Raw genomic sequence first — 24,733 nt, 5'->3', positions numbered from 1 at the left:
TCGCTATCGTTTGATGTGTTCAAGCTAATGGTTTCAACTTTTATGTGTGAGTGCAAAACAACGGTTGAAAATATTTTTCCGCTTGGAAAACCATAGCGAAAAAAGGTGTTTAGAATTGCGGTCCATCAGATGCTTCAAGTAAATATTCTACGCGCGGCTGGCGTCTGAAGAGCACTTTGCCAATCCTTTGAAACCTCAATAAATTTAACATTTCACCGCTTTCATGCACACATCTGTTTCTGCGCCGCGCCGTTCGTCGTTTGTCCTTGTACAAGCCCAGCAATATTCCCTGCCACTCGTCTTCGCGCTGTTCGGCCTGATCATGGGATCGTGGGCTGGCCGTATTCCCGCGCTGGCTGCCGGCGTCAATGTGTCGCATGCGGCACTGTCGATGGTGCTGGTCTGTGGCGGCCTGGGCGCCGTGCTGTCGTATCCGGTCTCGTCGTTCATGATGGGTCGCTTCGGCGCCCGCAAGACCATTCTGCTCGCGGGCCTGGCGCTGCTGAGCGTGCTGGTGTCGATCGGCATGGCGCCGACCGTGCCGCGCCTGATGATGTCGGTGCTGATGCTGGGCGTGACCGCCAGCATCTTTGATGTGGCAATGAATTCGGCGGCAGCGCGCCGCGAAAAAGTCAGCGGCAAGTCCGAAATGTCGCGCCTGCATGGCTTGTGCTGCGCTGGCGGTCTGGTGGGCGCCACGCTGGGCAGCCTGATGGCCAGCCTCAAGATTGCACCGGCAACCCACTTCCTGATGCTGGCCGGTCCATTGGCCGTCGTGCTGTGGATGGCCTACAGCGTGCTGGAAGCGGATGAAGTCGGCGTCCAGGTCGAGAAGAAATCGTTTGCACTGCCACGCGGTCCGCTGGTGCTGCTGGGCTTGCTGGGTTTCTTTGGTTCGATGGCCGAAGGCAGCATCGCCGACTGGAGCGGCATGTTCCTGAAAGAGCATTTCGGTGCATCGGATGGCCTCGCGCCGCTGTCGCTGTCCGCTTTCTCGGTGATGATGCTGATCTCGCGCATGTTCGGCGACAAACTGAAAGAGCGCCATGGTGCCAAGCGCCTAGTGAGCACCGGCGCCATGATCGCGGCTGCCGGCCTGTTCTTCGCGGTGCTGGCCCCGAATGCCTATGTGGCGCTGATCGGTTTCGCTGTTGCCGGTGTTGGCCTGGCGCTGGTGTTCCCGTTCGTGTTCAGCGCGGCCGGCGCCCAAGGCCCGGCAGCCCTGGCTGCGGTGGCCAGCATGGCGTACAGCGGCAGCCTGATCGGCCCGCCGGCCATCGGCGCCGTCGCGCACTTCATCGGCATGCAGGCAGCCATTGCCTATATCGGCGGCCTGTCGATCGTGATCGCGATGGTCGCTTGCCGTACCCGCATGCTGAAATAAGTTGAATGCGCTGCGGCCTGGATGGCCGCATGCTTGAGCTGTAAATAAGAACGCAACACAAACGCAGACGGCGCCGCAAGGCCCGTCTGCATTGTCGTTTCGGGATCAGCTCGCTGCTTGCTTGAGCCACTCGCGCGGCGAGGCGCCCATCATGGTCGTGAAGGCGCGGGTGAACGTGGACGGGCTGGTGTAGCCGGCGCGGCTGCTGACCTGCTTGACCGGCATGCCCTGGCGCAGCAGGCGGCTGCCGACGCCGATGCGCCAGCGCGTCAGGTATTCACCCGGCGGCATGCCCATCACATCGCGAAAGCGTTCGGTGAATGCGGCGCGCGACATGCAGGCCACCTTGGCCAGCGATTGCAGGCTCCATGGCTCATGCGGGCGCTCGTGGATGGCCGTCAGTGCCAGCGACAACTGGCGGTCCGACAGGCCGGCGAGCAGGCCCAGCGACAAGCGCCCACTGTCGAATTCGCGCCGGATCACCTGGATCAGCAACACATCGCACAAGCGATCCAGGATCACTTCGCGGCCCGGCTCGGCCTGGCTGGCTTCGCTGAACAGCAGGTCGAGCGTCGAGCGCAGTCCGGCAATTTCGCTCAGCGGCATGACCAGGCAGTTGGGCAGCACGCGCGACAGCGGATTGCTCATCTCGTCCTGGAACTGGATGTGCGCGCACAGCAGGTTGGCGGTGTGGCCGGGATGCACGTGCAAACGGTGGCTGGCGCCGCGCGGGTAGAACAGCAGCGACGGTTCGGTCACGGTGATGACCTCGCCATCGTCATGGATGAAATCGACCGGCCCTTCACGCACCACGTGCAGCTGACCGGAGACACCGTTTTCGGTGAATTGATTGGTATCGCAAAACGCGCCGTTATAGAAGATACGAGCGTTGAATGAATGGCGACCGACCAGTGATGACAGTTTGTCCATGACAGTACGATTTAGATAGATAGCTATCTATTCTGGACGAAAAGCGATATTTCTGCGTGGAAATTGGTGACATTTTCAGCGCGGATACAACGCTTTCTGGACGCCATGGTCCAACTATTTTCCCTAACAAATTAATGACTTACGCAATAGTCAAGTCAATAAAAGTCCGGGCGTGGGTCGACAGATTGCAACATAACCTGACTAGACAACTTCCAGGACGATTTCGTCAATGATATCGGGTCAAGAACAGTTCAAGACACCATTTTCCTCGCATGCCGGCAACGCCGATATCAAGCATCCATCACCAGAAATAACGCCTCTTTGAAGGCGCGCTGGCCTGCTTCCACCACGTTGGCCAGGCCGGTCAACGGGCAGGGGGCGCACCGAATCCCGAACCGTGAAAGGCAGTATCATTTAGCGATCTCATTGACCACCCATCGACCATGCTGCATACGCCTGCTTCCTTCACGCCACTGTTTGCGCCGCATCCCGATCCGGCGCCACTGAACTTCCTGTTCCACAAGGGCCAATTGCTGGTGCGCGAAGACGGGCCGGCGCTGCCCGACGTCGCCGTGCTCGAACAGGTCGGCGCGGTGCGCGAACACCTGCAGCCGCTCGGCCTGCTCGATGGCCGGTATTGCCAGACCGGCTGGCTCGATGCCGAACCCGCACTGCCGGCAGGCTATGCCTGGCGTGGCCTGCGCGCGCTGTTTGGCGTGATGGACGAGTCCCTGGTGGGCCTGGCCGGTCGCGCCGCCCAGGTGGCGGAATGGGCACGCACTCATCGCTTCTGCGGCGTGTGCGGCAGCGGCACGGTGCTGGCCACCGGCGAGCGTTGCTTCAAGTGTCTGCAGTGCGGTCACATGGCCTATCCGCGCATTTCGCCGGCCATGATGGTGTTGATCCGCAAGGGGGATCAGGTATTGCTGGCCAAGCACGTGCTGCATGCCACGCAGCGCTTCGTGCCGCTCGCGGGCTTTCTGGAAGCGGGCGAGTCGATCGAAGAATGCATCACGCGCGAAGTGTTCGAAGAAGTCGGACTGCGTGTGCACAATCCGCGCTACTTTGCCAGCCAGTCGTGGCCATTCCCGCATTCGCTGATGCTGGCGTTCACGGCCGATTATCTGGACGGCGAGATCCGCGTGGACCCGGCTGAAATCGCCGAGGCACGCTGGTTCGGTCCGGGTGACGAGTGGCCGGAGCGGGTGCCGCAGATGTCGATCTCGAGCGTGCTGATCGACGCGCACCGGCCGCCCGGTACCTGACGCCTGGCGCGGCGTTACGGCGCCGGCGCCCCGGCCACCGCCGGCCGGCCATCGCCCGGAGCAGGTGAGCGCGCCACGGTCTGCCCTGGCTGCACCGAAGCCGGCTTGGTGCCGGTGTTGCGCAGGTTGATCGTGTTCTGCAGGATGTCGAACCAGAACGGCGCGCCGAACAGCGTCGTGCTGGCAGTGATCAGCCAGCCGGATACCTGTAGCGCGAAGCTGGCGTCGAGCACCGGCGGGAAGCTGGTCCAGCCGATCGGCAGCGCCGCCAGCCCGTTTGCCAGCTTTGCATCCACCGCGCCAGGCACCGCGTCAATGCCGGCAGCCAGGGTCGGATGCTGCCACAGTGTCTGGAACAGGTGGATGCTGTCGATATTGAGCAGGATCGCCAGCAGCAGCGCCAGCAGGAATGACATGAGAAGCTGGCGCCGCTTGTAGGTGCCTGCCAGGCGCTCCATGGTGCTGTCGAACCAGCCCCCCAGCGCGGCCTGGAAACGCTGCATGTCGCCGCCGGTTTGCACGTACAGCGTATCCAGCGTGCGCCGCAATTGCGGATCGGGCACAGCGGCAATGGCGCTGTCGAGTGCTGCGCCGCCGGTACGGATGGCGTCGATCAGGGCCAGCGCGAAATTGGCCGGTTGGATGTAGGATGGACCGGGGTTCGGTGGCGCGTGCGGGTCGGCGAAATCGGTGCGCGTACTGATCAATTGGTGTGTGTACAAGGCCCGTGCGGCGCCAGTGAACTCAGGGTCGCGCAGCATGCGCTGGATGCAGGCGCGCAGCATGTGAGCGCGCAGGCTGAACACGGCCGACAAGGACTCCTGCAAGGTGGTGACGGTCAGCGCCAGGGAGCCGTAGCAAAAGGCCATGCCGATGACCACTTCCAGTACCGTGCTGCTGAACATGGCGCTCTCCGTGAATGTGTAATGTATTCAACGTTATGAGATATGTCGCATGCAGCAGATGATTTAGCGCAAGAATAGGCCTACCCCGACCGGGGCCAGACGTTTTCTATATACTGGCGGCAATCGTTATTTTAGGGTGCACCATGTCTGACAAAGAAGCTTTCACCGAACACGACTGGCGTCGTCTGCTGACATCGCTGGGCGAAAATCCGGACCGTCCCGGCCTGATCGAAACGCCTGCGCGCGTGACCAAGGCCTGGAAACACTGGACGTCGGGCTATGACCAGAATCCGGTGGAAGTGCTCAAGGCGTTCGAAGATGGCGCCGAGGAATACAACGAGCTGATCGTCGTGCGTGGCATCCCGGTCTACAGCCATTGCGAGCACCACCTGGCGCCGTTCTTCGGCAAGGCCACTGTTGGCTACCTGCCGAACGGCAAAATCGTCGGCCTGTCGAAGCTGACCCGCCTGGTCGATATCTTTTCCAAGCGCCTGCAGGTACAGGAACGCATGACGATGCAGATCGCCAATGCGCTGATGGAAGTGCTGGAACCAAAAGCAGTCGGCGTAGTCATCAAGTGCCGCCACCTGTGCATGGAAAGCCGTGGCATCCGCGCCATTGGCGAAGAAACCATCACCTCGACCCTGCTGGGCGAGCTGCAGCCGAACCTGGCACTGCGAACCGAGTTTCTTGCCCTGGCGCGGGACTAGCTAGGTTCAATTATTTTGGGTAGACTGTAAATACAGCTAGGGAACCTGTTCCAGATCCGGGCCCCCAAGCTGTTTTGGAGGTCACCCATGGACCGAGCTGTCTACCCCAGCGATATCCCACGCGAACACTTCGAGGGCGTGCGCGCCATGCTTGAAGCGGCGCGCCGCAAGACGCGCCCGCGCAAGCACGATTTGTACGACGTGTTTTGCGCCGTGTTGTATTTTTTGCACACCGGCGCCACCTGGCGCGCGATGCCACCCGATTTTCCCCCGTGGCGCACGGTGCACGAGTATTTTACGCAGTGGACCATGCAACGCGAAAACGGCCAGTCGCTGCTCGAAAGCGTGCTCGAGAAATCAGGCCGTGAGATCGAGCTCGCGCGATTGCGCGCGCTGATGCACCGCTACTGAGCGTTATTCGCTGGCCGTTTCCGGCTTCTCGAAGTTGAGCTTGTTGTCGCTGTTCAGCGTGAAGCTTCCCAGCGGCAGACCGGTAACGGCATCGGGATCGGGCGCCTTCAGTTCACTACAGGTCGTGGTGTCGATCTGCCACGCCTGGTCGTCTGCGCGCAGCGTATAGACGTTGTTGCCGTTGCCGAACAGCTCGACCTGCAAGTCGGCCAGCCACACCGAGCCCAGCTCGTACTGGCGCTGGCAATCCGGCAGGCGCGACATGACGACGCGCAGCGTGCCTTCTTTCGTCCAGAAATTGTCCTTCTCCACCTTCAGCGTGATCGCGTGATCGGTATTCAGGTCGATCACGTACGTCGACGTCTCGATGAAGCAGCCGCTCAGCAGCAGCGGAGTCAGGAAGATGAGTGGAAGGCGCATGAAAGGTCCGTTGTTCATTGATGCAGTTGCTGCCGAGTATAGCAACTGGCCTATGCGTCCGGGCAATTCCGTGGCGGGCACGTTTGGCTTGCGAGTGACAGCAGATCCGCAGGCGTGCCGAACTCGCGCTCCGGGGCCACCCGGCGCAGCGCTTCCATCGACGCATAGCCCCAGCCGACCGCCCCGAACGCGATCCCTGCCCGGCGCGCAGCGTCGCCATCGGTGGTCTGGTCGCCGACATACAGCGCCTGGATCGCCGGCACCGTGGCACGGCGCACGACCTTGCGGATGCGCGCCGCCTTGCCGAAGATCGACATGCCGCATTCGTACTGCCCCATCAGGCTTGCCAGTTCCGGCCCCAGCACGTCGCGCACATTGTCTTCGGCATTGGACGACACCACCGCCAGCCGCACGCCATTGCGGTCGAGCTCGCGCAGCGTGTGGGCAATGCCGTCGAACAGCGCGATGCGGCCGGTGGCGCCGCGCATGCGGTCGATGAACGAGCGCGAGGCGATCGGCAGCTTCCAGGCCGGCATGCCGACATGGCGCATGATGTCGCGCGGACCGTAGTGGCGCAGCTGCTCGGCCTGCGCGGCGTCGACGCGCCGGAAGCCGTGCTGATCGGCGATCTCGTTGAACACGCTCATGAAGAAGGGCCACGAGTCGGCCAGCGTGCCGTCGAAGTCGAAGATCGCCAAGCGATAGCTCATGCGCGGGTCAGTGGAATAAACGTCATGCGACGATTATAGAGACCGCCGTGCCGGCACGTCGCCGGCACGCCCCTGTCAGCGCATCGCCTGCAGGCCGCCCGACTGCAGCGACTGGCGCAGCCGCGTCGCATCGCGCCCCGGCGACAGGCCGAAGAAGCGCGCGTATTCGCGCGAAAACTGCGAGCTGCTTTCGTAACCCACCGCGTGGCCTGCGCGCGCCGCGTCGATCGACCCGGCGAGCATCAGCCGCCGCGCCTCTTGCAGGCGCAACTGCTTCTGGTACTGCAGGGGACTCATCGAGGTCACGGTCTTGAAGTGCTCGTGCAGCGTCGACGAACTCATGCCGACCTCGCCGGCCAGGCGCTCGACGCTCAATGGCCGGTTGTAGTGATCCTTGATCCAGCAGATGGCGCGGGTGACCTGCGCGATGCGGCCATCGCCGCGGGCGCAATGGCGCACCGTGTCGGCATGCTCGCCGGTGAGCAGACGATAGTGGAATTCCTTCAGCAGCAGCGGCGCGAGCACCGCGATGTCGTGGGGCGCATCGAGCAGGCGCACGAGGCGGTTGGCGACTTCGAGCAGCGCGGGTGTGGTCTCGCTCAGGAACAGCCCGCGCGCCGGAGGCGTGCCGCGCGCGGTCGGCCGCGCCGGCAGTTCCAGGTCGAGCGCGGCGAGCAACTGCGCGTCGAGATCGACCCGCAGGCACAGATAGGGTTCATCCTCGGTCGCCAGCGTCACGCAGCCGGTCACCGGCAAATCGACCGACACCACCAGGAACTTGGCCGTGTCGTAGCGGTAGTCAGTGCCGCCCAGCGAGACCAGCTTGGCGCCCTGCGCGATGATGCACACGGCCGGCGTGTGCACGACACGCAGCGGTTCGGTGGTCTGGCCGCTGCGGATCAGCCACACGCCGGGGATCGGGCTCTGATGCATGCCGTCGCCGGGGGCGTGCTGCGCAATCTGGGTAGCGAGGTCGCGGATCGCTTGCATGGGCAGTTTCTCGGGTCGGTGAACAACGTGCCATTAGACCACCGGCTGGGCGTGTGATGGTCCGGGAAGATTGCACGATCCTCCGGCAAGGCAGCGGCTGCCGACGATAACACTCACACGCAAGGCGTGCCGTTGGTCAGCAGGCAGATGGTGGCCACTTGCGCGCGCTCGACATAATCGGCGCGTGGCACGCTGCCAGAGTCCGGGCAGGTGGTGGCAGTGCCATTGCAGGCCACGGCCTCGATCCGGTAGATGCGTTTGACAACGGGAGACGAGTTACCGCTGGCATCGATCGCCTCGCCCTCGTTATAGGCGCGGAACGAGCAGCTGACACTGACCAGAAATCCGGACTCGGCACGGAAGTCAGTGAGATGGTTGACCGTTCCCGCTGGCGCTGCATTGCTGGTCGATAGAGGGGCCTGGGAGCAGCGCTGCGCCGGGTTGTTGAAGACCCATTCAAGGCCGCCGCGCGCCGCCAGACTGGCGCGCGCAGCCAGCAAGGCCTGGTTGACGGTGCTCTGCTGGGTCTCGGTCAGGCGCAACAGCACGACCGCGACGCCGGCAATCACCACCAGGAAGATCACGGCAGCGATATAGGCGAAGCCTGACTGGCGCCGCGGAAGGATGAGGGAGCGGCTCATGGCAGGTTGTCGACGTGGGTGCCGATCGTGAGCGGGACCGATTCACCGCGCTCAGTCAGCGTGAGCTGGAGTTGTACGAAGCCGCTGTCCTGGGTCGCTCCCTGGTTGGTGTAGACAACGAAGCTGCACGCCGACACCCGGGTGGCCACGATGGCCGATGTGCCGGCCGGTGTATTGCACGTCGTTGCGCCAGACGTGGTGCGGGAAAACCGTGTCAGGAAGCCTGTGCCGTTGCCAGTTACTTTGTCGACGCCCTGCGTACAGACGTAAGTAACGACGCGCTCGGCTGCTGGCACGACCAGGAAGCGGCCGCCATCGTACCCTTGGGGAATCTGGATCGGCGCGTTCAGCATGATGCGGCTGATGCCGGCCTGCGCATTCGGCGATGGCCCGGCCAGCGCGCTGACCGTGCCGACATTGGAGTCGTTATACACATCGTCCGGACTGCGGTTGCCGATCACGATCGCATCGCCTGGCGTCGGCATCGCATTGAGCGGCGTGAGCACATCGAACGCGGCACCGGTTTCGGCATCGTTGATATGGGCGTCGTTGGGATTGACCGTGTCGGGGCCCATTCGATAACGACCGCCATCGCGGGTTGGCACGAGGTCCAGGCATTGCGGATTATTCAGGCGCAGCGAATTGGGCACGGCGGCGCGCACCTCGGTGGTGATCCTGCGCAGCGCGGTGTCAGCCTGACTCGTCAGGCCTGCGCGCTGGCTGATCAAGAGGTAACTCTGGATGGCCGGGGCCAGCTGCATCGTGAGCACGCCGCCGATGATGCCGATCAGGACGATGACCAGGATCAGCTCGACCAGCGTGAAGCCGCCATCGCGCTGCACGCTATGGCGCATGGAGTAGCGCATGCAATGGCTCATGGACGCGTCCTCCAGCCGACCAGACGCAGATCCTGGGCGCCGGGCGCGCGCACGATGACCTGGACGCGCATGGCGTCGGTGACGGCCACGCCGGTGATGCCCTGCTGGTTGACCTGCACCTGCACGGTATAGCGTTCCAGGTCCGGGACAGGGGCGCCGTTGACATTGCTGACGGCGACAGGCCCGTAGCCGTTGTAGTCCATGAGGTCATTGAAAAACAAGCGGCCTGCCTGATTCGGTTGGGCGACGAACGGCTTTTGCATGACCTCTTCCATCATCGATTCGGCGATCGCCAGCATTTGCTGGGTAATCAAGGGATCGGTGGAGGCGATATTGGCGCGGTTGTAGGCAGCCACGAGCCCGGCCAGGGCGGTGCCCACGATCACGATCGCAACGATCAGTTCGATCAGCGTGGTGCCTGCCATGCGTTTAATGGACATAGCCAGTGCCTCCGTCGAGCGTGATGGTGCGCCGGATGGCGTCAGCACCCTTGATGGCGATGTCGACCCTGCCCAGGCGTACGCCGTTGCCGTCATCGATGGTGCCGTCGGGCCGGAACAGCAGCAGCGGGGGCGCGCCGCTCATGACGATGCCTGCTTCCTTGCTGTCGTACAGACCATCGGTGATGCCCTGCAGCTGCACGTTGCCACAGGGGCCGTTGCCGACGGCGGTACGCACGCGCAGCATCAGCGTGGTTGCCGTCGTGGTCACGCATACCGTGCGGCGCCGCGCGACCGCGCTTTTCTGGGCCATGCGCAGTCCACTGGCCACCTGGTCGCCAAACAGGGCCGCACCGGTCGCGCTGTCTCCCATCAGGCGCGGGAGGGCGAAGGCTGCCAGCACGCCGATCAGCACCATCACCGTGATCAGTTCAACCATCGTGAAACCCTGCTGGCGGCTCAATTGAACACCTGGCGCACATGGATGATGCGACGCTCTTCGGCCGACTGCTCGCCAAAGGTCGCGCGCGCCGATGGATCGGCGCAGCCCGTGGGCAGGCGCAGCCAGGCCAGCCGGGCGCCGGTGTTCTTCGGATATACGGCGTTGTTGCACGGCAGGGGCTGCGTATCATTGCCCAGATTGATCGCCAGATCGATCCAGCCGGGCCGGTCACCCGTCAGGTCGACTTGCCCGCGGCCGCTGGCCAGTACCACGGCACTCTTGACGGCGCCAATCGTCGGCGCCACGCCATTCGTCACTTTTGGACGGGCCGCTTGCACGAACGCGCTAGCCGGAATCACGGTGAAGTCATCCTTCTGATTGAACAGCCAGCTTTTGCCGGTCCAGTAATAGGCTTCAATGCGCATCGGCAGTGGCGTGTTGGTGCGACCGAATGCATTGGCGATACGCAGGCGGCCACTATGGACTGCAGGCCGGGCTTTTTCATATGTACCTTTGCCATCGCCCGATGTCACCACGCCCCCGCTGTTGCTGGCCCTGAGCAAAATGCTGGCAGCGATCGGCGCCGCGGTTGTCGGCCCGTAGGCCGGCTTGGCCTGTGCGAGCCCGGCCTTGAAGGCGCTCGCCGGCACGGTGAAGTCCTTCAGTTCGGCGCTGGTGTCCTTGATTGCAGCATAGTCGGCCGGATTGAGCGCAGTGAGCGTCACCGTTTCGCTCACGCCCAGATCGCCCGAATAGTTCGTGGTCATGGCGCCTTGCGCATTCATCGCCGCCACCTCGACAGGGATTGGCTGGCCGGCATAGTAAAACGTGCGTGTCGTACTCGCAGTCAGATAATCGACCTTGAAATATTTGGGGATGAAGGGGCCGACGGTCGGCGTGCATGTCGCTGACTTGCCACTGGTGCTCAACACTTCTACCTTGCTACCCAAAAAATCGCTCAACGTCGCTTTCAGGTCCAGCATGCCGACGTCGCCCCACGCCAGGGTCGCCACACCGACGCCGCTATTGAATTCCATTTTGGCGCCGGTGAACAGGTTCGCGCTTCCCTTGCCCACGCAGGACACCGCAATGTCAGTGAGCGTTGCACCAGCCGCCAGGGTGCTGCGGTTGAAACTTGGCGTGGTGGCGCCGGCCTCGTTGACCGCCGTGACGGTGACCTGGAAATTGTCGCCCGCGCGAATGGGTGAGGAAGGCAATGTTGAAAAGATGAATTTGTTGGGCACAACGGTCACCGTGGTGTCGCCCTGGGCATCGTCGAACGACGCCAGAAGCTTGAGCGTGCCCACATCCTGGTAGGCCAGCGTCAGCGCTGCCTTGCCGTAGTCATCGAAATAGCTGCTGACGGCTTGCGCCGCACCGGTGGAACACACCAGCGTGGCGGCGCGTTTGGTCGTGGTATCGGTCAGCAGCAAACCCTTGGTGTCGACACTGGTCGTGACATGCTGGCAGGCGTACGCGATATCCTTGCTGGTTTTCTTGAAGGCCGCTACGCACTGGCCGGTGGCAGGGTCGGGGGCGAGTGCCGTGACGATGGCGCCTGCGCTGACACCGGCCTTGTGGTGGTTCGCATCGATCCGGAAGCTCACGCCGCTGGCGAACGTCATCGCGCAGCTGGTTGTCTTGCTCGTACTGTTGTAGCAGGTGGTGGCCGGTTTGGCGCCACTTTGCGTCAGTTGCAGGGTGTCCACGCCGGCCGTGTTGCGTGACACCTGCGCCAGCGTGGTACCGGAGCTGTCGATGGTGGCCGCCACTGCACCCGGCGACAACGTGATTTGTGCGCCGCCCTTGTACAAGGCGCTGCAAGACTCGTTGGCGCAGGCCGTCACGGTCACGCTTTCCGGCGCGCAGGTGCGGCCGCTGCCGTCATGGGTGATCTGAAAATGGTGCAAGGGGGCCGTCGCCGGCTTGGCTGACTCACAGGTCGGGCCTTCGGGCGTGTTGACCGGATAGCCGCTCTGGTTGTCCACGCAGTCGCACTCGCCAGGGCTCGTCCCCGATTTGCAGATGATTTTCTTGGCCACGCGGCCGTGCCAGTCCAGCTTTGCAAAGTCGACCGCTGCATTGCCCGTGATGAGCGCGTCCGAGGCTTGCAGCGTCATCTGACCGGTGTCGACGTTGCCGTCGATCGTGCTGCCCGAGCCCAGGAACAGGCTCGTGGACGCCTTGACGTCGCCCGTGATCCTGACCGGCGTGCCGATGGAGACCGTGGTGCCGGTGACGGGGCCGGTGATCGTCGTGTTCGATCCGATGGTGACCGGTCCGGTGGACACCAGCGTGCCAGTGATCTGCAAGGTCGACCCGCTGCCCAGCACCAGCGACGCAGCGCTGATGTCGGCCTTGAAGGTCTGCACCTGGTTACCCGCGGTGAAGGTTTTGGCAGCACTGAAGGAGCCGCCGGACACATTCAGGTTGGCGGGCGGGAGATCAGCGATGCTCAGATTGCCCGTACTGGTCAGGCGCGCGGTGCCCGACATCGTCAGGCCCTGGTTGTAGCCGAACGTGAAATCGGACCGCACGCTGACGGTATAGCCCGAGTCGATGACGATCTTGTCATCCCATGCGATACCCGCACTGCTGGGGCAGGTGTAGACCTTGCCCGACAGCGAGCAGCCCGGTACCGCCGCGCCGCCAAAGCGATACGTCACGCCGGCCTGGGCGGCGCCGGTCGCGAGTAGCAGGCCGAACAGGGCCAGCGTCGTGCGCAGGATCAGCGAGAACGGGGAAGTGAAATACACAAGGAAACCTGCACGAAACGGGATGAACGAAAGTGTGCACTGGATTGCCGTACAGCCACAATAGATTTTTCACTCAGGCAACCATTCGACAGCTTTCCGCGCACCGGGTGCGTGGTATGGACAACGGTGTGTGGCTATCGTGGAAACAGTCTTACAATAGTTTCCACCTTATTAACGTTAGCGGACACCATGGCCCATATCCAACCAAGCGGCTGGCGCGAACTGTCCGTCACGGGCGCCGCCGCCCGCGAAATTGAGACACTCGCCTACCTGGAGCAACGCCTGGCCGACACGCCCTACGTGATCTACCACGGCGTGCACTGGACGAACGTCGAGCAGGGTTATTCGGTGTACGGCGACGTCGACTTCATCGTGCTCGCGCCGAATGGCCGCATCCTGGTCATCGAGCAGGTCGCCGGCTTTCTGAACGAGACGCCGGAAGGCCTGGTCAAAAGCTACCAGGGCAAGCCGCGCAAGGTGCGTACGCAGATCCTGGCTACGATCGAGGGCCTGGCCAAGCGCTTCCAGGGAAAGCTGTCGATCGACTACCTGCTGTACTGCCCCGACTACATCGTGCGCGACCAGCCGCTGGCCGGCATCGACGCCGACCACATCATCGATGCATCGAACAAACCCAAGCTGGCGCGCGTGATCCGCGAGGCGCTGCCCATCACCGAGCGCACCGACGACTTCGACAAGGTCACGCGCTTCCTGGGCGACACGCTGAATTTGCGCCCCGATCCGAGCGCCATGATCGGCAACGCCGAGGCGATGGTCACCAAACTCTCGGGCGGCCTGGCCACTTGGGCGCGGCGGCTCGACTTCTCGCCATTCCGGCTGCACGTGATCGGCACCGCCGGCAGCGGCAAGACGCAGCTGGCGCTGGCCGAATACAGCGCCGCCATCGACGCTGGCCTGCGTCCGCTGTACGTGTGCTTCAACCGGCCGCTGGCCGACCACATCGAACGGCTGGTGCCGGCCGGCGGGCGGGTGGCAACCTTCCACATGCTGTCGGACGCCTGGCTGCGCGCGCAGGACATCACGCCCGATTACGCGGCGGCGGATGTGTGGGAAAAGATCGAAGCATCGATGGCCGACGCCACCTTGCCCGAAACCTGGCAGTTCGACGTCGTCATCGTCGACGAAGGCCAGGATTTTTCAGTGGCATGGCGCGACATCGTGCTGCGCATGCTGAAAGAAGGCGGGCGCGCGATCTGGATGGAAGACCCGGACCAGAACCTGTACGGCCGCGGGATGGTGCCGCTGCCCGGCTGGGTGACGCTGCATTCGCATGTCAATTACCGCAGTCCGCGCCAGATCGTCGACATGCTCACGGCCATCGGCGCATCGCACCAGCCGGTGGAGGCAGGCAGCCCGTTCAAGGGCGCCGACATCGAAGAGCTGACTTATCCGGAAGGTGACGTCGAAGCGATGCTGGCGCAGACGCGGCGCGCCGTGACGTCGTGCCTGGCGGCCGGCTTCGGGCGCCAGGACATCGCGATCTGCGCGTTTCGCGGCCGCGAAAAGTCGGCGATTCTGCAGCTCGATCGCCTGAGCGACGCGCACTCGCTGCGCTCGTTCACGGGGGCGTATGACTTGTTCGGCACGCCGGTGTTCCGCGAAGGCGGATTGCTGGCTGAATCGGTGTACCGCTTCAAGGGGCAGTCGGCGCCGGCGCTGATTTTTACCGAGATCGATTTCGAGGAACTTGACGACCAGACGCTGCGCAAGCTGTTCGTGGGGATGACGCGCGCGCGGCTCAAGCTCGTGCTGGTGATGAGCGAGCGCGCGTCGTTGCAGATCGTGGATCGGATGAGCGGGCGGTGAGTTGCGGTTGCGACGTCGGTGGCTGACCTTGGGTCCCCGCCTTCGCGGGGACGACGTGCTTGGTGAGGGGGCCTCAGCCTGAACACCGTCGCTCCCGCGAAGGCGGGAGCCCAAGTGACATCGTTATGCCGCCAATGCGTCCGAATTCGGCTCGGCACTCACCACATGGCGGTTCACCGCCGACAGCACCGACTTGAACGACGCCGTCACGATATTGCTGTCAATGCCGACACCGAACAACGTCGGGCCATTGCCCACCCGCAGCTCGACATAGCACGCTGCACGGGCATCGGCGCCCGAGCCGATCGCATGTTCGTGGTAATCCATCAGGCGAATCTCGAGGCCCAGCGCCGTGACAAATGCATCGATCGGCCCGTTGCCGCGGCCCGAGAACACCTGTGGCGCATGGTGGCGCGCCACGTCGACTTCGAGCTGCACGTCATGCGCGCTGTCTTCGGTCATGCGGTGCGCGATGTAGTGATACGGCTCTTGCTGGTCCAGGTACTCGCGTGCAAACAGCGCGTGCAGGTCGGCCGGGTTGATTTCGCGGCCGCTCTCATCGGCCTGGCGCTGCACGACACGCGAGAACTCGATCTGCAGACGGCGCGGCAGTTGCAGGCCGTATTCCTGCTCAAGCAGGTAGGCCATGCCGCCCTTGCCCGACTGGCTGTTGACGCGGATGACCGCATCGTAGCTGCGCCCCAGGTCGGCCGGATCGATCGGCAGGTACGGCACTTCCCAGATGGCGTCGGCCTGCTGCTTGGCAAAACCCTTTTTGATCGCATCCTGGTGCGAACCCGAGAACGCCGTGAACACCAGATCGCCCGCATACGGATGGCGCGGGTGCACCGGCAGCTGATTGCAGTCTTCGACCAGCTGGCGCACGGCGTCGATGTCCGAGAAGTCCAGGCCCGGGTGCACGCCCTGCGTGTACAGGTTCATCGCCAGCGTGACCAGATCGACGTTGCCGGTGCGCTCGCCATTACCGAACAGGCAGCCCTCGACGCGGTCTGCGCCGGCCATCACCGCCAGTTCGGCGGCGGCGACGGCGGTGCCACGGTCGTTGTGCGGGTGGACGCTGATGACGAGCGATTCGCGGTTGTTCAGGTTACGGCACATCCACTCGATCTGGTCGGCGTAGACATTCGGCGTGGCCGCTTCGACGGTCGACGGCAGGTTGACGATCATCTTGTTGGCCGGCGTCGGCTGCCAGACGGCACTGACCGCATCGGTGATCTGCTTCGAGAAATCCAGCTCGGTCGTCGAGAACGACTCCGGCGAATACTCGAGGCCCCACTGGGTCTGCGGATGCTGGGACGTCAGATCCTTGATCAGCTGCGTGCCCTTGACGGCGATCTGCACGATCTCGTCGCGCTCCATATTGAACACCACGCGGCGGAACACTGGCGCGACCGAGTTGTAGACGTGAACGATCGCGCGCTTGGCGCCGACGGCCGATTCGACGGTGCGGCGAATCAGCTCGTCGCGCGACTGGGTCAGCACGATGATGGTGACGTCGTCCGGGATGTGCTTGTCGTCGACCAGCATGCGCACGAAATCGAAGTCGGTCTGCGAGGCGGACGGGAAGCCCACCTCGATCTCCTTGATGCCGATCTTGACCAGCATCTTGAAGAAGCGCAGCTTCTTCTCCGGGCTCATCGGCTCGATCAATGCCTGGTTACCGTCGCGCAGGTCGGTGCTCATCCAGATCGGCGGCGTGGTGATGGTGCGGCTTGGCCACTGGCGGTCTGCCAGGTCGATGGCAGGGAAGGGACGGTACTTGGCGGCGGGATTGGTCAACATGATCGGGTGCTCCTGATTGGTTTGGTCACTGGGCGGCGGTGAAGCCTTGGGTGGCGGAGGCTGCCGGACGGGCCACGAAACGCGAGGCCCGGCAACCGGTCGGTAGGTTTAGCGCCAGTGCAAACTGGACGCGAGCGCTCGCCGCCAGGATGGACCCGGTGAGGAAAAACGATGAAGCGAAAATTGGCGTGGTAGACATCTGCGACTTTCCTGCTGCTGTGGGGACCGGCGTGTGCCGGGCGTACGGCCGAACGATCAGGCGCGTAGTAGCAGTGCAGCTAGCGATAGCGCGCCAGCGGCTGGGAGAGTGTTCGACAGATGCAGGGTGAAAGACATAATTTCGACTTTAAGGAACTCGGCGCCGTATGTCAAGCGGACAATAGGCGCGTGTGGAAAAGAAAGTACGGGAATTCCGGGTGGCATTATTTTCTAGTCAACATGAAAACGTCGTTCCCGCGAAGGCGGGAACCCAAGTACGTCGCCTGCATCTGACACGCAGCAGGGGAATGTCCGGCGCAGTTTATGCACCAGCCATCACCGGCAGCACCACCGCGCTCAAAGGCCCGTGATAGCATCGTTCGAGATGCTTTCTAAAGGTTTTGCCAATGCGCCGCCCTGATAACGATGTGTCCCGTTCGCGCCTGAATCTGCTTGGCGCCCTTGGTTTGATGACGCTGCTGGCAGGTTGCGGCGACGGCATCCCGAAGGACAAGGACGATGACAAGCCGCCACCAGCACAAACGTCGGCGCTGTCGGTGTTCGCGGGCGATCCGACTGCCGACGGGACCATGGACGGCACCGGCACGGCGGCGCGCTTCAACAATCCGCACGGGCTGGCGATCGACAGCAGCGGCAATGTGTATGTGGCGGATCGCGGCAACTACGTCATCCGCAAGATCACGCCGGACGGTGTGGTGACCACGCTGGCCGGCGGCGCAGGGCAGAGCCGGCTGACCAATGGTGCTGCGGCCAATGCGCGCTTCGTCAATCCGGTCGCGTTGACGGTCGGGAGCGGTGGCACGGTGTATGTGGCGGATGAGTTAAATATTCGCAGCATCACAACCGGTGGCCAGGTCGCGACGGTGACCACGATCCCGGTTGGCAGCAACGTCGCGACAGCCAGCCGGCCTGACGTCACGCCAGGTGGGATCGCCGTCGATGCCAACAACAATCTCTACATCACCAATAACTACGGCACGCGCCGCTTTGCCATCGGTGCAGGCGGGACGGGAATTCTGGAAGGGCAGAACACGGTGGGCGACCTGTTTGGAACGCGCACGTTGGCGCCGCGCGGGGTGGCGGTCGACAGCAGCAATGTCGTGTACTTGTTCGATCTAGAGCGCGAGATCAGTCGCTGGAATCCAACGGCCAATTTTGGGTCGGACAATCTGTTCACGATCGCTGGTGCGCCGAACGTTCGCGGCGCGGTCAACGGCACCGGCAACGCGGCGCGCTTCGAGCAGGTCGTGGCGCTGACCGTTGATCCTCAAGGCAATCTGTATGCGGCGGATGCGGTGAATAACCTCGTGCGAAAGATTACGCCGGCGGGTGTGGTGACGACGGTGGCTGGGACGACGCGGGCGACGACGTTGCGGGTTGGTGATTTGCCGGGGAGCTTGGGTGAAATTCGCGGCATCGTTACGGACGGCAAAGGGCTGCTGTATGTGACGTCGGGGAATGCGGTGGTCAAGATTCGGCTGCGGTAAGCAGCACGAAGGTTCGCGCCACGTCGGAGAATCGTGCAATCTTTTTGCGGGGTTGGTCTACCGCGTGCCAGTGACTCTAAGCATTCCTGTTCTTCACTGCCGGTACATTTGTGCAGACACAATGCATGCAGGCTTGATGTAATTTGTAATCGTCCAGTTTCAACCTTGAAAGCTGGAGATGAACATCGTCAAACATGGAATAAAAAACATCGCCTCAGTCTCTGCCGAAACTAGCGGTGCTCAATGGGTCAAGCGCTTTCCCGGGAGTCGCTCTACTGCAGACCTAGCAAATCCGTTCCGTGGCAGAGTCGAAACATTTATTGGAGCGATACGTGCCGCTGGTGCAATCGTCGTCATCAACGGCACCTTACGCGACCCACGTCGTGCTTATCTGATGCATTGGAGCTGGCGCATTGTCAGGGCTCATGTGGATCCGCAGAGCATCCCTTCAATGAATGGAGTTTGCATCAACTGGTCCCACTCGGACCGTTCAGGAAACTATTCACGAGTTGCATCAATTGCTGGTGCCTCCGAGATGGTGAAAGCCTTTGGAATGGAACGACTCGGCGTAGCGCCGTCCCTCACTTCTCGCCACATCATTGGAAGCGCAATTGACATGTCGGTAAGCTGGCAGGGGAATTTGTTGATTGTAGATAGTCATGGCAACACCGTAGAAATAAAAACGCCGCCATGGAGTGGCATGAACCTTCAGCTCCATAGAGTCGGCGAAAGTTATGGCGTCATCAAATACAACCGGCGTGGGCGGGACGAACCACACTGGTCTGACAATGGTACGTAAGGAGATTTTATGAAGACGCTTGTTATCGTTCCTATTCTTCTTCTGTTCTCCTGCCCGTCCATTTTCGCAGCGGAAAAGCTGCCAAACGATGTCAGAAAATTTATTGCGCAACGCGACGCGTGCGATCACTTTCGTGGCGAGCTACCCGAGCCTGAGGAGGCCGAGCGGATGCAGGAAGTCACTGGCCAAATCGAGAAACGCTGTCGCGGTACCGATCGGCTACTGCGCTTGCTCAAAAAGAAATATGGAAGCAATGCCGACGTGAAAAAACTGCTGAGCGTGTACGAAGAACAGATCGAGCCGCGAGACAATCAGCGTTAGCTGGTACGTTAATCCAAGGCCGGCACTTCGACGATCAGCCGAGCAATTTTCTGATACAAGGCGAGCTTGAATTCGTCGCGATCAATTGATGAGTGGCAGCGACGATGACAGTTTGGGCACAAGGCGGCCGCATTCGCCGTGGTATCGGAGCCGTGGCTCGACAATGGCATGACGTGATGGACTTCGAGGTAGGGCAGGCCGTCGCCGCCTATAAACGGTGCGGGAGCATCACAACCTTCGCAGTGACCGTTTGCGACTTGCAGCACCCATGCTTTCACCGCCGGGTCTCGCACGTAAGAGGTCGCAATCATCGATATCATGGCTGGTTGAAAGCTGCCGAGTGGACGCGTAGCAAGCGTTTGCTGCCGCAATGCCGTCACGTTCCTCGCCAATCTTGCCGGATCGGCTGTTGCAACGAACGGCTCAAGAAATTCGATGCCGCTCGTATGCAGCAGCGTGATCATCTTTTCCTTGACGGTGGTGCCAATATTTTTCGCAGGCAGATAGCCCACGATCCAGGGCATTTTCAGCTCATACAGCGCCGCCGATATATTCTGCATACGGAACTCAATGGAGCCCTTGGTCCGCGTCGCAAGTGGGCCGGCCCGTAAATCACGGTTTATCTGGGCCTTGCTGTATGGCTGGCCATTCAATTCGGCCCGCAGCATGTCGAGGTAGGCTTCGATAGCACGCAACAACTCATCGTCCGTCCATGGACTGTTACTGATAACGGGTGACTCGTGGACGGATTCGGACATGACGGGAAGAACATAATGTTCCCCCAGTCTATCGACTGTTCAATATCTCAGCAACAACATTTGCGAATTGTCGTCGTGGTCGTTAAAAGAAAACCAACCAGAATGGCCGCTCAGACGGCCGGCCATTTCCAATATTGACCGTTCAAGTCGGCATCATGACAGCCTGAGTACCATACACAATCATCCGACCACCATGCTGGCGCTGCCATGCAGCAGCCGTGGGCTGGTCTGCAAACCAAACATGCTCATGGTCGCCGAACGCGCCGAGGTCGAGCCGGAAGCAATCCAGAATCTCGCTCGGGCGACGATCGATGTCGCGTTTGCAGGCATCCCAACTCGCATAGCCGAGTTCCGCTGCCAGCGTGCGAAACATATGCTTGAGTTGTAGCTTGGCGCGAGCATGGTAAAGCTCGGTCAGGCGTGGCATTGAAAACGCGCGCGCCGTGTGGACACGGCGGACGATAGGGAGCGCCTTGCTGGGTTGGTTCGAGTGCGCGCTGCGCAACATGCCACGGGCGTGGCGGCGCAAAAAGTCGGTGTTGGTGTCGAGCGGGATTTGTTGCTGAGTTTGGGGGCGCATGCCTGATCCTATTCACATGATGTTGCCGCTCTCGCTACGGCGACTGTGATTAAACAGGTATGACTCCTGAAACGGATTTTCCTGAGCAGGTGCGTTGGCTTTCGCGAGAGCTGGGCGGCGTGCACTGCCCAGCGTTAATACTAGCACGGGTTGCACGCCATGTAACGGTGCCTGCCGCGCATCCAATGAAAAAGGGCCAACCGAATGGTTGGCCCTTTCTGGACGATCGTTCAAGCAAGCATCTTAAACGTCAATATTCCCCGCCCGCAGCGCATTCGCCTCAATAAAGTTCCGACGCGGTTCCACGTCATCCCCCATCAACGTCGTAAAGATCTGATCCGCCGCGATCGCATCATCGATCTGCACCTTCAGCAGACGACGCACGGTCGGATCCATCGTGGTTTCCCACAACTGCGACGGGTTCATCTCGCCCAGCCCTTTGTAACGCTGCTTCGACACGCCGCGTTCGGCTTCTTCACGCAGCCACAGCATCGCTGCGTGGAAGTCGCGCACGGCGAATTCCTTCATGCGCTCGCCTTCGCCACGGCGCACGATCGCGCCTTCGCCCATCAGGCCCTGGAACGTTGCTGCCGAGTTGGCCAGCACCGCGTAATCCGCGCCTGCCACGAAGTCGGCGTCGATCGATGTCACCTGCACGTTGCCGTGGTAGATGCGTTCGATGCGCAGCGCGTGCTTTTCCGACAAGTCGTCCGAGCGCACCTTGACCTTGACGGCCGGGTCGTTGATCGATTTTTCCATCGCTTGCGCCGATGCTTCTGCGTTTTCGAGCGTGGTCAGGTCCAGTGCCACGCCGCCGCTGAAGATCGCGGTCAGTGCTGCCCGGTCGATCACGCGCGTCAGGCGCATCATGATGGTGTTGGCCAGGTTGTACTGGCGTGCCAGTTCACCCAACGCTTCGCCACTGATCGGCTCGGCGCCATCGCGCGGGATGAGCGACGCGGTATTGAGCGCGAACGTCATCATGTAGCTGGCTTCTTCGATGTCGTCCTTCAGATAGCGTTCATCGCGGCCGGCTTTGACCTTGTACAGCGGCGGTTGCGCGATGTAGATGTGGCCGCGCTCGACCAGTTGCGGCATCTGGCGGTAGAACAGCGTCAGCAGCAGGGTGCGGATGTGGGCGCCGTCGACGTCCGCATCGGTCATGATGATGATGCGGTGGTAGCGCAATTTCTCGACGTTGAATTCGTCCGGGCCGATCGACGTGCCGAGCGTGGCGATCAGGGTCGTGATCTGTTCCGACGACAGCATCTTTTCAAAGCGCGCCTTTTCCACGTTCAGCACCTTGCCGCGCAGCGGCAGGATGGCCTGGAACTTGCGGTCGCGGCCCTGCTTGGCCGAGCCGCCTGCCGAGTCACCCTCGACGATGTACAGTTCGGCCAGCGCCGGGTCGCGTTCCTGGCAGTCGGCCAGTTTCGACGACAGGCCCAGGCCGTCCATGACGCCTTTGCGGCGCGTCAGGTCGCGTGCCTTGCGCGCGGCTTCGCGGGCGCGGGCGGCTTCGACGATCTTGCCGCAGATGATCTTGGCGTCGTTCGGCTTTTCGGCCAGGAAGTCGGTCAGGGTCTTGGCGACGATCTCTTCGACCGGGCCGCGCACTTCGGACGACACCAGTTTATCTTTGGTCTGCGACGAGAACTTCGGTTCCGGCACTTTCACTGACAGCACGCAGGTCAGGCCTTCACGCATGTCGTCGCCAGAAATTTCAACCTTGGCCTTCTTGGCGAACTCGTGCTCGTCGATGTACTTGTTGATCACGCGCGTCATGGCAGCGCGCAGGCCCGTCAGGTGGCTGCCGCCGTCGCGCTGCGGGATGTTGTTCGTGAAGCACAGCACCTGCTCGTTGAACGCGTCGTTCCACTGCATCGACACGTCAACCGAGATGTTCGTGTTCTGGTCCGACATGCGCTCGCCGGTCGCCTGGAAGACGGTCGGGTGCAGCACGTTCTTGGTCTTGTTGATGTATTCGACGAAGCCGCGCGTGCCGCCTTCGAAAGCATAGATTTCTTCCTTGCCCGAGCGCTGGTCGGTCAGCTTGATGCTCACGCCATTGTTCAGGAACGACAGTTCGCGGATGCGCTTGGACAGGATTTCGTAATGGAACTCGACGTGGTTGAAGATGGTCTCGTCGGCCCAGAAGTGCACGTCGGTGCCGCGCTTGTCGGTCTCGCCGATGACCTTGATTGGCGAGACTTCGACGCCGTTGACCATCGCCAGTTCGCGGTTTTGCGGCACGCCGCGCACGAATTCCATCTGGTGCACTTTGCCGTCGCGGCGGATCGTCACGCGCAGCAGTTTTGACAGTGCATTCACGCACGACACGCCCACGCCGTGCAGGCCGCCGGAAACTTTATACGAGTTCTGGTCGAACTTGCCGCCGGCGTGCAGCTCGGTCAGGACGATCTCGGCCGCCGAGCGTTTTGGCTCGTGCTTGTCGTCCATTTTCAGGCCGACCGGGATGCCGCGGCCGTTGTCGGTAATCGAAATCGAGTTGTCCGAGTGGATCGTGACGTGGATTTCGGTGCAGTGGCCGGCCAGCGATTCGTCGATCGAGTTGTCCAGCACTTCGAAGACCAGGTGGTGCAGGCCGGTGCCGTCGGACGTGTCGCCAATGTACATGCCCGGGCGCTTGCGCACCGCTTCCAGACCTTCCAGGATCTGGATCGAGGAGGCGCCATAATCATCCACCGGGATGGCGGGGATATTTTCTGCTGGGGTATTCTCGGACATGGACTACTTTCTATAAAACGGGTGGATCCGGGACGGCGCAGGCTGCAACTTCTGGCCTGCGACCCCGGAACCGTCATTCCCGCGCAGGCGGGAATCCAAGTGTGCGTGAACGCCAGCGAACTTGGGTTCCCGCCTGCGCGGGAACGACGGGGTTGGGCTAACTTGTGACGCTACGTCGCCGGTCAGCCAGCCTTCTTAAATACGCATCGGCATGACGACATACTTGAAGTCGCCGACCTCGGGAATCGAGATCAGCGCCGACGAGTTCGAGTCGCCCAGGGCGATGTTGACCTGGTCGCACTTCAGGTTGTTGAGCACGTCGAGCAGGTAAGTCACGTTGAAGCCGATGTCGATCGAATCGCCACCGTAGTCGATCTCGAGTTCTTCGACTGCTTCTTCCTGGTCGGCATTGGTCGAGCTGATCTTCATGACGCCCGGCTCGATGATGCAGCGCACGCCCTTGAACTTGTCACTGGTCATGATCGCGGCGCGCTGCAGCGAGCGCAGCAGTTCATCGCGGCTGATCGTGAAGTCGTTCTTGTAACCCTTCGGAATCACGCGCGTGTAGTCAGGGAACTTGCCCTCAACCAGTTTCGAGACCAGCTCGATGTCGGCGAAGGTCAGTTTGACTTGCGACGCGGCGATGTCCAGACGGACCGTTTCATCGCTTTCTTCCAGCAGGCGCTGCAGTTCGATGATGGTCTTGCGCGGGATGATCACTTCCTGGCGTTCGAACTGCTGTTCGGTTTCCACCGAGCAGAAAGCCAGGCGGTGACCGTCTGTAGCTACTGCAATAATATTGCTGCCGTCGAGCACCAGGAGCAGGCCGTTCAGGTAGTAGCGGATGTCCTGCTGCGCCATCGAGAAGTACACCATGTTGAACAGGTGCTTGAGCGTCTTTTGCGGCAGCGTGACCGAAGCGTTGTAGGTGTCGGCGATCGAGACGGTCGGGAACTCTTCGGCCGCGAGCGTCTGCAGCGCGAAGCGCGACTTGCCGCTCTGCACGGCCAGGCGCTTGTTTTGCAGCGTCATCGTGACGTCGCCCGATTCCGGCAGCGCGCGCAGGATGTCGAGCAGCTTGCGTGCGGCAACCGTCGTGCCGGCAACGTCGTCGCCCGCGCCGATATTGGCGTGCGTGGTGATCTGTACTTCGGTGTCGGTCGACAGGAACGACACGTTCTGGCCATCTTTGCGAATGAGGATATTGGCCAGAATCGGCATAGTGTGCCGACGCTCGACAATACCACTCACGATCTGCAGTGGCCGGAGAAGCGTATCTCGGGTGGATTTGACCAGTTGCATTTTATCC

22 protein-coding genes and 1 pseudogene are annotated in these 24,733 nt (G+C 61.9%); 8 read left to right on the top strand and 15 right to left on the bottom strand.

Going from position 1 to position 24,733, the window contains the following annotated elements; all coding sequences use genetic code 11:
* The first annotated feature begins 223 nt into the window (after positions 1 to 223).
* Positions 224 to 1,384 (top strand): MFS transporter, encoded by a 1,161-nt coding sequence (locus tag ACZ0AJ_RS18880; RefSeq protein ID WP_499455958.1) that lies wholly within the window; start codon positions 224 to 226, stop codon positions 1,382 to 1,384.
* 105 nt (positions 1,385 to 1,489) lie between these two features.
* Here the strand turns inward: ACZ0AJ_RS18880 and ACZ0AJ_RS18875 are convergent, their stop codons facing one another.
* Positions 1,490 to 2,314 carry an AraC family transcriptional regulator gene (locus ACZ0AJ_RS18875; RefSeq protein ID WP_499455957.1) on the bottom strand — a complete coding sequence of 275 codons (825 nt, stop codon included), beginning with the start codon at positions 2,312 to 2,314 and terminating at the stop codon, positions 1,490 to 1,492.
* 443 nt (positions 2,315 to 2,757) lie between these two features.
* Here ACZ0AJ_RS18875 and nudC point away from each other — a divergent pair, with 443 nt between their 5' ends.
* A complete protein-coding gene (nudC, locus tag ACZ0AJ_RS18870) occupies positions 2,758 to 3,579 on the top strand; it encodes an NAD(+) diphosphatase (RefSeq protein ID WP_499455956.1) in 822 nt (273 codons plus the stop codon).
* 14 nt (positions 3,580 to 3,593) lie between these two features.
* On the opposite strand, the gene ACZ0AJ_RS18865 is transcribed toward nudC, so the two are convergent.
* Entirely contained in the window at positions 3,594 to 4,484 is an 891-nt protein-coding gene (locus ACZ0AJ_RS18865) for a hypothetical protein (RefSeq protein WP_499455955.1), read from the bottom strand.
* A gap of 143 nt (positions 4,485 to 4,627) precedes the next feature.
* On the opposite strand from ACZ0AJ_RS18865, the gene folE reads away from it, so the two are divergent.
* On the top strand, positions 4,628 to 5,194 hold the full coding sequence (gene folE, locus ACZ0AJ_RS18860) for a GTP cyclohydrolase I FolE (RefSeq protein WP_499455954.1): 567 nt from the start codon (positions 4,628 to 4,630) through the stop codon (positions 5,192 to 5,194).
* Positions 5,195 to 5,281: 87 nt separating this feature from the next.
* Positions 5,282 to 5,557, top strand: a pseudogene (locus ACZ0AJ_RS18855) (transposase); the annotation flags it as partial.
* 51 nt (positions 5,558 to 5,608) lie between these two features.
* Here ACZ0AJ_RS18855 and ACZ0AJ_RS18850 read toward each other — a convergent pair.
* The 8 genes from ACZ0AJ_RS18850 to ACZ0AJ_RS18815 form a co-directional block, all read right to left on the bottom strand.
* Positions 5,609 to 6,025: a hypothetical protein gene (locus ACZ0AJ_RS18850; RefSeq protein WP_499455953.1), complete on the bottom strand. Its 417-nt coding sequence runs from the start codon at positions 6,023 to 6,025 to the stop codon at positions 5,609 to 5,611.
* A gap of 50 nt (positions 6,026 to 6,075) precedes the next feature.
* Positions 6,076 to 6,735 carry an HAD hydrolase-like protein gene (locus ACZ0AJ_RS18845; protein ID WP_499455952.1) on the bottom strand — a complete coding sequence of 220 codons (660 nt, stop codon included), beginning with the start codon at positions 6,733 to 6,735 and terminating at the stop codon, positions 6,076 to 6,078.
* A 75-nt stretch (positions 6,736 to 6,810) separates the two neighbouring features.
* Complete coding sequence (locus ACZ0AJ_RS18840; protein ID WP_499455951.1) at positions 6,811 to 7,725, bottom strand: AraC family transcriptional regulator; 915 nt, start codon at positions 7,723 to 7,725, stop codon at positions 6,811 to 6,813.
* 113 nt (positions 7,726 to 7,838) lie between these two features.
* Positions 7,839 to 8,366, bottom strand: a complete 528-nt coding sequence (locus tag ACZ0AJ_RS18835; RefSeq protein WP_499455950.1) for a hypothetical protein — start codon at positions 8,364 to 8,366, stop codon at positions 7,839 to 7,841.
* Entirely contained in the window at positions 8,363 to 9,244 is an 882-nt protein-coding gene (locus tag ACZ0AJ_RS18830; RefSeq protein ID WP_499455949.1) for a prepilin-type N-terminal cleavage/methylation domain-containing protein, read from the bottom strand. The genes ACZ0AJ_RS18835 and ACZ0AJ_RS18830 overlap by 4 nt, the downstream gene beginning before the upstream one ends.
* Positions 9,241 to 9,684 (bottom strand): type IV pilus modification PilV family protein, encoded by a 444-nt coding sequence (locus ACZ0AJ_RS18825; protein WP_499455948.1) that lies wholly within the window; start codon positions 9,682 to 9,684, stop codon positions 9,241 to 9,243. Before ACZ0AJ_RS18825 ends, ACZ0AJ_RS18830 begins: the two co-directional genes overlap by 4 nt.
* The gene (locus tag ACZ0AJ_RS18820; protein ID WP_499455947.1) at positions 9,674 to 10,123 is read right to left on the bottom strand and encodes a pilus assembly FimT family protein; all 450 of its coding nucleotides are present in this window, start codon (positions 10,121 to 10,123) and stop codon (positions 9,674 to 9,676) included. Before ACZ0AJ_RS18820 ends, ACZ0AJ_RS18825 begins: the two co-directional genes overlap by 11 nt.
* 20 nt (positions 10,124 to 10,143) lie before the next feature.
* The gene (locus tag ACZ0AJ_RS18815; protein WP_499455946.1) at positions 10,144 to 12,882 is read right to left on the bottom strand and encodes a DUF6701 domain-containing protein; all 2,739 of its coding nucleotides are present in this window, start codon (positions 12,880 to 12,882) and stop codon (positions 10,144 to 10,146) included.
* A 189-nt stretch (positions 12,883 to 13,071) separates the two neighbouring features.
* Between ACZ0AJ_RS18815 and ACZ0AJ_RS18810 the strand changes: the two genes are divergently transcribed.
* Complete coding sequence (locus tag ACZ0AJ_RS18810) at positions 13,072 to 14,709, top strand: ATP-binding domain-containing protein (protein ID WP_499455945.1); 1,638 nt, start codon at positions 13,072 to 13,074, stop codon at positions 14,707 to 14,709.
* 123 nt (positions 14,710 to 14,832) lie between these two features.
* Here ACZ0AJ_RS18810 and leuA read toward each other — a convergent pair whose 3' ends face one another.
* Positions 14,833 to 16,515: a 2-isopropylmalate synthase gene (gene leuA / locus ACZ0AJ_RS18805; RefSeq protein WP_183555319.1), complete on the bottom strand. Its 1,683-nt coding sequence runs from the start codon at positions 16,513 to 16,515 to the stop codon at positions 14,833 to 14,835.
* A gap of 602 nt (positions 16,516 to 17,117) precedes the next feature.
* On the opposite strand from leuA, the gene ACZ0AJ_RS18800 reads away from it, so the two are divergent.
* The 3 genes from ACZ0AJ_RS18800 to ACZ0AJ_RS18790 all read left to right on the top strand — a co-directional run bounded on the left by ACZ0AJ_RS18800 (position 17,118) and on the right by ACZ0AJ_RS18790 (position 19,338).
* Positions 17,118 to 18,218 carry an NHL repeat-containing protein gene (locus tag ACZ0AJ_RS18800; RefSeq protein WP_499455944.1) on the top strand — a complete coding sequence of 367 codons (1,101 nt, stop codon included), beginning with the start codon at positions 17,118 to 17,120 and terminating at the stop codon, positions 18,216 to 18,218.
* Positions 18,219 to 18,396: 178 nt separating this feature from the next.
* Positions 18,397 to 19,017: a hypothetical protein gene (locus tag ACZ0AJ_RS18795; protein ID WP_499455943.1), complete on the top strand. Its 621-nt coding sequence runs from the start codon at positions 18,397 to 18,399 to the stop codon at positions 19,015 to 19,017.
* Positions 19,018 to 19,026: 9 nt separating this feature from the next.
* Complete coding sequence (locus ACZ0AJ_RS18790) at positions 19,027 to 19,338, top strand: hypothetical protein (protein ID WP_499455942.1); 312 nt, start codon at positions 19,027 to 19,029, stop codon at positions 19,336 to 19,338.
* Positions 19,339 to 19,346: 8 nt separating this feature from the next.
* Here ACZ0AJ_RS18790 and ACZ0AJ_RS18785 read toward each other — a convergent pair whose 3' ends face one another.
* The 4 genes from ACZ0AJ_RS18785 to dnaN form a co-directional block, all read right to left on the bottom strand.
* Complete coding sequence (locus tag ACZ0AJ_RS18785; RefSeq protein ID WP_499455941.1) at positions 19,347 to 20,096, bottom strand: HNH endonuclease; 750 nt, start codon at positions 20,094 to 20,096, stop codon at positions 19,347 to 19,349.
* Positions 20,097 to 20,238: 142 nt separating this feature from the next.
* Entirely contained in the window at positions 20,239 to 20,676 is a 438-nt protein-coding gene (locus tag ACZ0AJ_RS18780) for a hypothetical protein (RefSeq protein WP_499455940.1), read from the bottom strand.
* Between the two features lie 243 nt (positions 20,677 to 20,919).
* The gene (gene gyrB / locus ACZ0AJ_RS18775; RefSeq protein ID WP_258838051.1) at positions 20,920 to 23,424 is read right to left on the bottom strand and encodes a DNA topoisomerase (ATP-hydrolyzing) subunit B; all 2,505 of its coding nucleotides are present in this window, start codon (positions 23,422 to 23,424) and stop codon (positions 20,920 to 20,922) included.
* Positions 23,425 to 23,619: 195 nt separating this feature from the next.
* Positions 23,620 to 24,726 carry a DNA polymerase III subunit beta gene (gene dnaN / locus ACZ0AJ_RS18770; protein ID WP_499455939.1) on the bottom strand — a complete coding sequence of 369 codons (1,107 nt, stop codon included), beginning with the start codon at positions 24,724 to 24,726 and terminating at the stop codon, positions 23,620 to 23,622.
* Positions 24,727 to 24,733 lie beyond the last annotated feature (7 nt).

The organism is Telluria sp. AC161 (genome assembly GCF_979258535.1).
This window is presented reverse-complemented; position numbering and strand designations above follow the sequence as displayed.

What these genes read in the sequence shown, in the direction of transcription:
- ACZ0AJ_RS18830 (WP_499455949.1), bottom strand. Translation starts at nt 9,244, where the DNA reads ATGAGCCATTGCATGCGCTACTCCATGCGCCATAGCGTGCAGCGCGAT.
- ACZ0AJ_RS18840 (WP_499455951.1), bottom strand. Translation starts at nt 7,725, where the DNA reads ATGCAAGCGATCCGCGACCTCGCTACCCAGATTGCGCAGCACGCCCCC.
- nudC (WP_499455956.1), top strand. Translation starts at nt 2,758, where the DNA reads ATGCTGCATACGCCTGCTTCCTTCACGCCACTGTTTGCGCCGCATCCC.
- ACZ0AJ_RS18780 (WP_499455940.1), bottom strand. Translation starts at nt 20,676, where the DNA reads ATGCGCCCCCAAACTCAGCAACAAATCCCGCTCGACACCAACACCGAC.
- folE (WP_499455954.1), top strand. Translation starts at nt 4,628, where the DNA reads ATGTCTGACAAAGAAGCTTTCACCGAACACGACTGGCGTCGTCTGCTG.
- ACZ0AJ_RS18850 (WP_499455953.1), bottom strand. Translation starts at nt 6,025, where the DNA reads ATGCGCCTTCCACTCATCTTCCTGACTCCGCTGCTGCTGAGCGGCTGC.
- ACZ0AJ_RS18875 (WP_499455957.1), bottom strand. Translation starts at nt 2,314, where the DNA reads ATGGACAAACTGTCATCACTGGTCGGTCGCCATTCATTCAACGCTCGT.
- ACZ0AJ_RS18845 (WP_499455952.1), bottom strand. Translation starts at nt 6,735, where the DNA reads ATGAGCTATCGCTTGGCGATCTTCGACTTCGACGGCACGCTGGCCGAC.
- ACZ0AJ_RS18835 (WP_499455950.1), bottom strand. Translation starts at nt 8,366, where the DNA reads ATGAGCCGCTCCCTCATCCTTCCGCGGCGCCAGTCAGGCTTCGCCTAT.
- ACZ0AJ_RS18810 (WP_499455945.1), top strand. Translation starts at nt 13,072, where the DNA reads ATGGCCCATATCCAACCAAGCGGCTGGCGCGAACTGTCCGTCACGGGC.
- ACZ0AJ_RS18820 (WP_499455947.1), bottom strand. Translation starts at nt 10,123, where the DNA reads ATGGTTGAACTGATCACGGTGATGGTGCTGATCGGCGTGCTGGCAGCC.
- gyrB (WP_258838051.1), bottom strand. Translation starts at nt 23,424, where the DNA reads ATGTCCGAGAATACCCCAGCAGAAAATATCCCCGCCATCCCGGTGGAT.
- dnaN (WP_499455939.1), bottom strand. Translation starts at nt 24,726, where the DNA reads ATGCAACTGGTCAAATCCACCCGAGATACGCTTCTCCGGCCACTGCAG.
- ACZ0AJ_RS18785 (WP_499455941.1), bottom strand. Translation starts at nt 20,096, where the DNA reads ATGTCCGAATCCGTCCACGAGTCACCCGTTATCAGTAACAGTCCATGG.
- ACZ0AJ_RS18795 (WP_499455943.1), top strand. Translation starts at nt 18,397, where the DNA reads ATGAACATCGTCAAACATGGAATAAAAAACATCGCCTCAGTCTCTGCC.
- ACZ0AJ_RS18880 (WP_499455958.1), top strand. Translation starts at nt 224, where the DNA reads ATGCACACATCTGTTTCTGCGCCGCGCCGTTCGTCGTTTGTCCTTGTA.
- ACZ0AJ_RS18865 (WP_499455955.1), bottom strand. Translation starts at nt 4,484, where the DNA reads ATGTTCAGCAGCACGGTACTGGAAGTGGTCATCGGCATGGCCTTTTGC.
- ACZ0AJ_RS18790 (WP_499455942.1), top strand. Translation starts at nt 19,027, where the DNA reads ATGAAGACGCTTGTTATCGTTCCTATTCTTCTTCTGTTCTCCTGCCCG.
- ACZ0AJ_RS18825 (WP_499455948.1), bottom strand. Translation starts at nt 9,684, where the DNA reads ATGTCCATTAAACGCATGGCAGGCACCACGCTGATCGAACTGATCGTT.
- ACZ0AJ_RS18800 (WP_499455944.1), top strand. Translation starts at nt 17,118, where the DNA reads ATGCGCCGCCCTGATAACGATGTGTCCCGTTCGCGCCTGAATCTGCTT.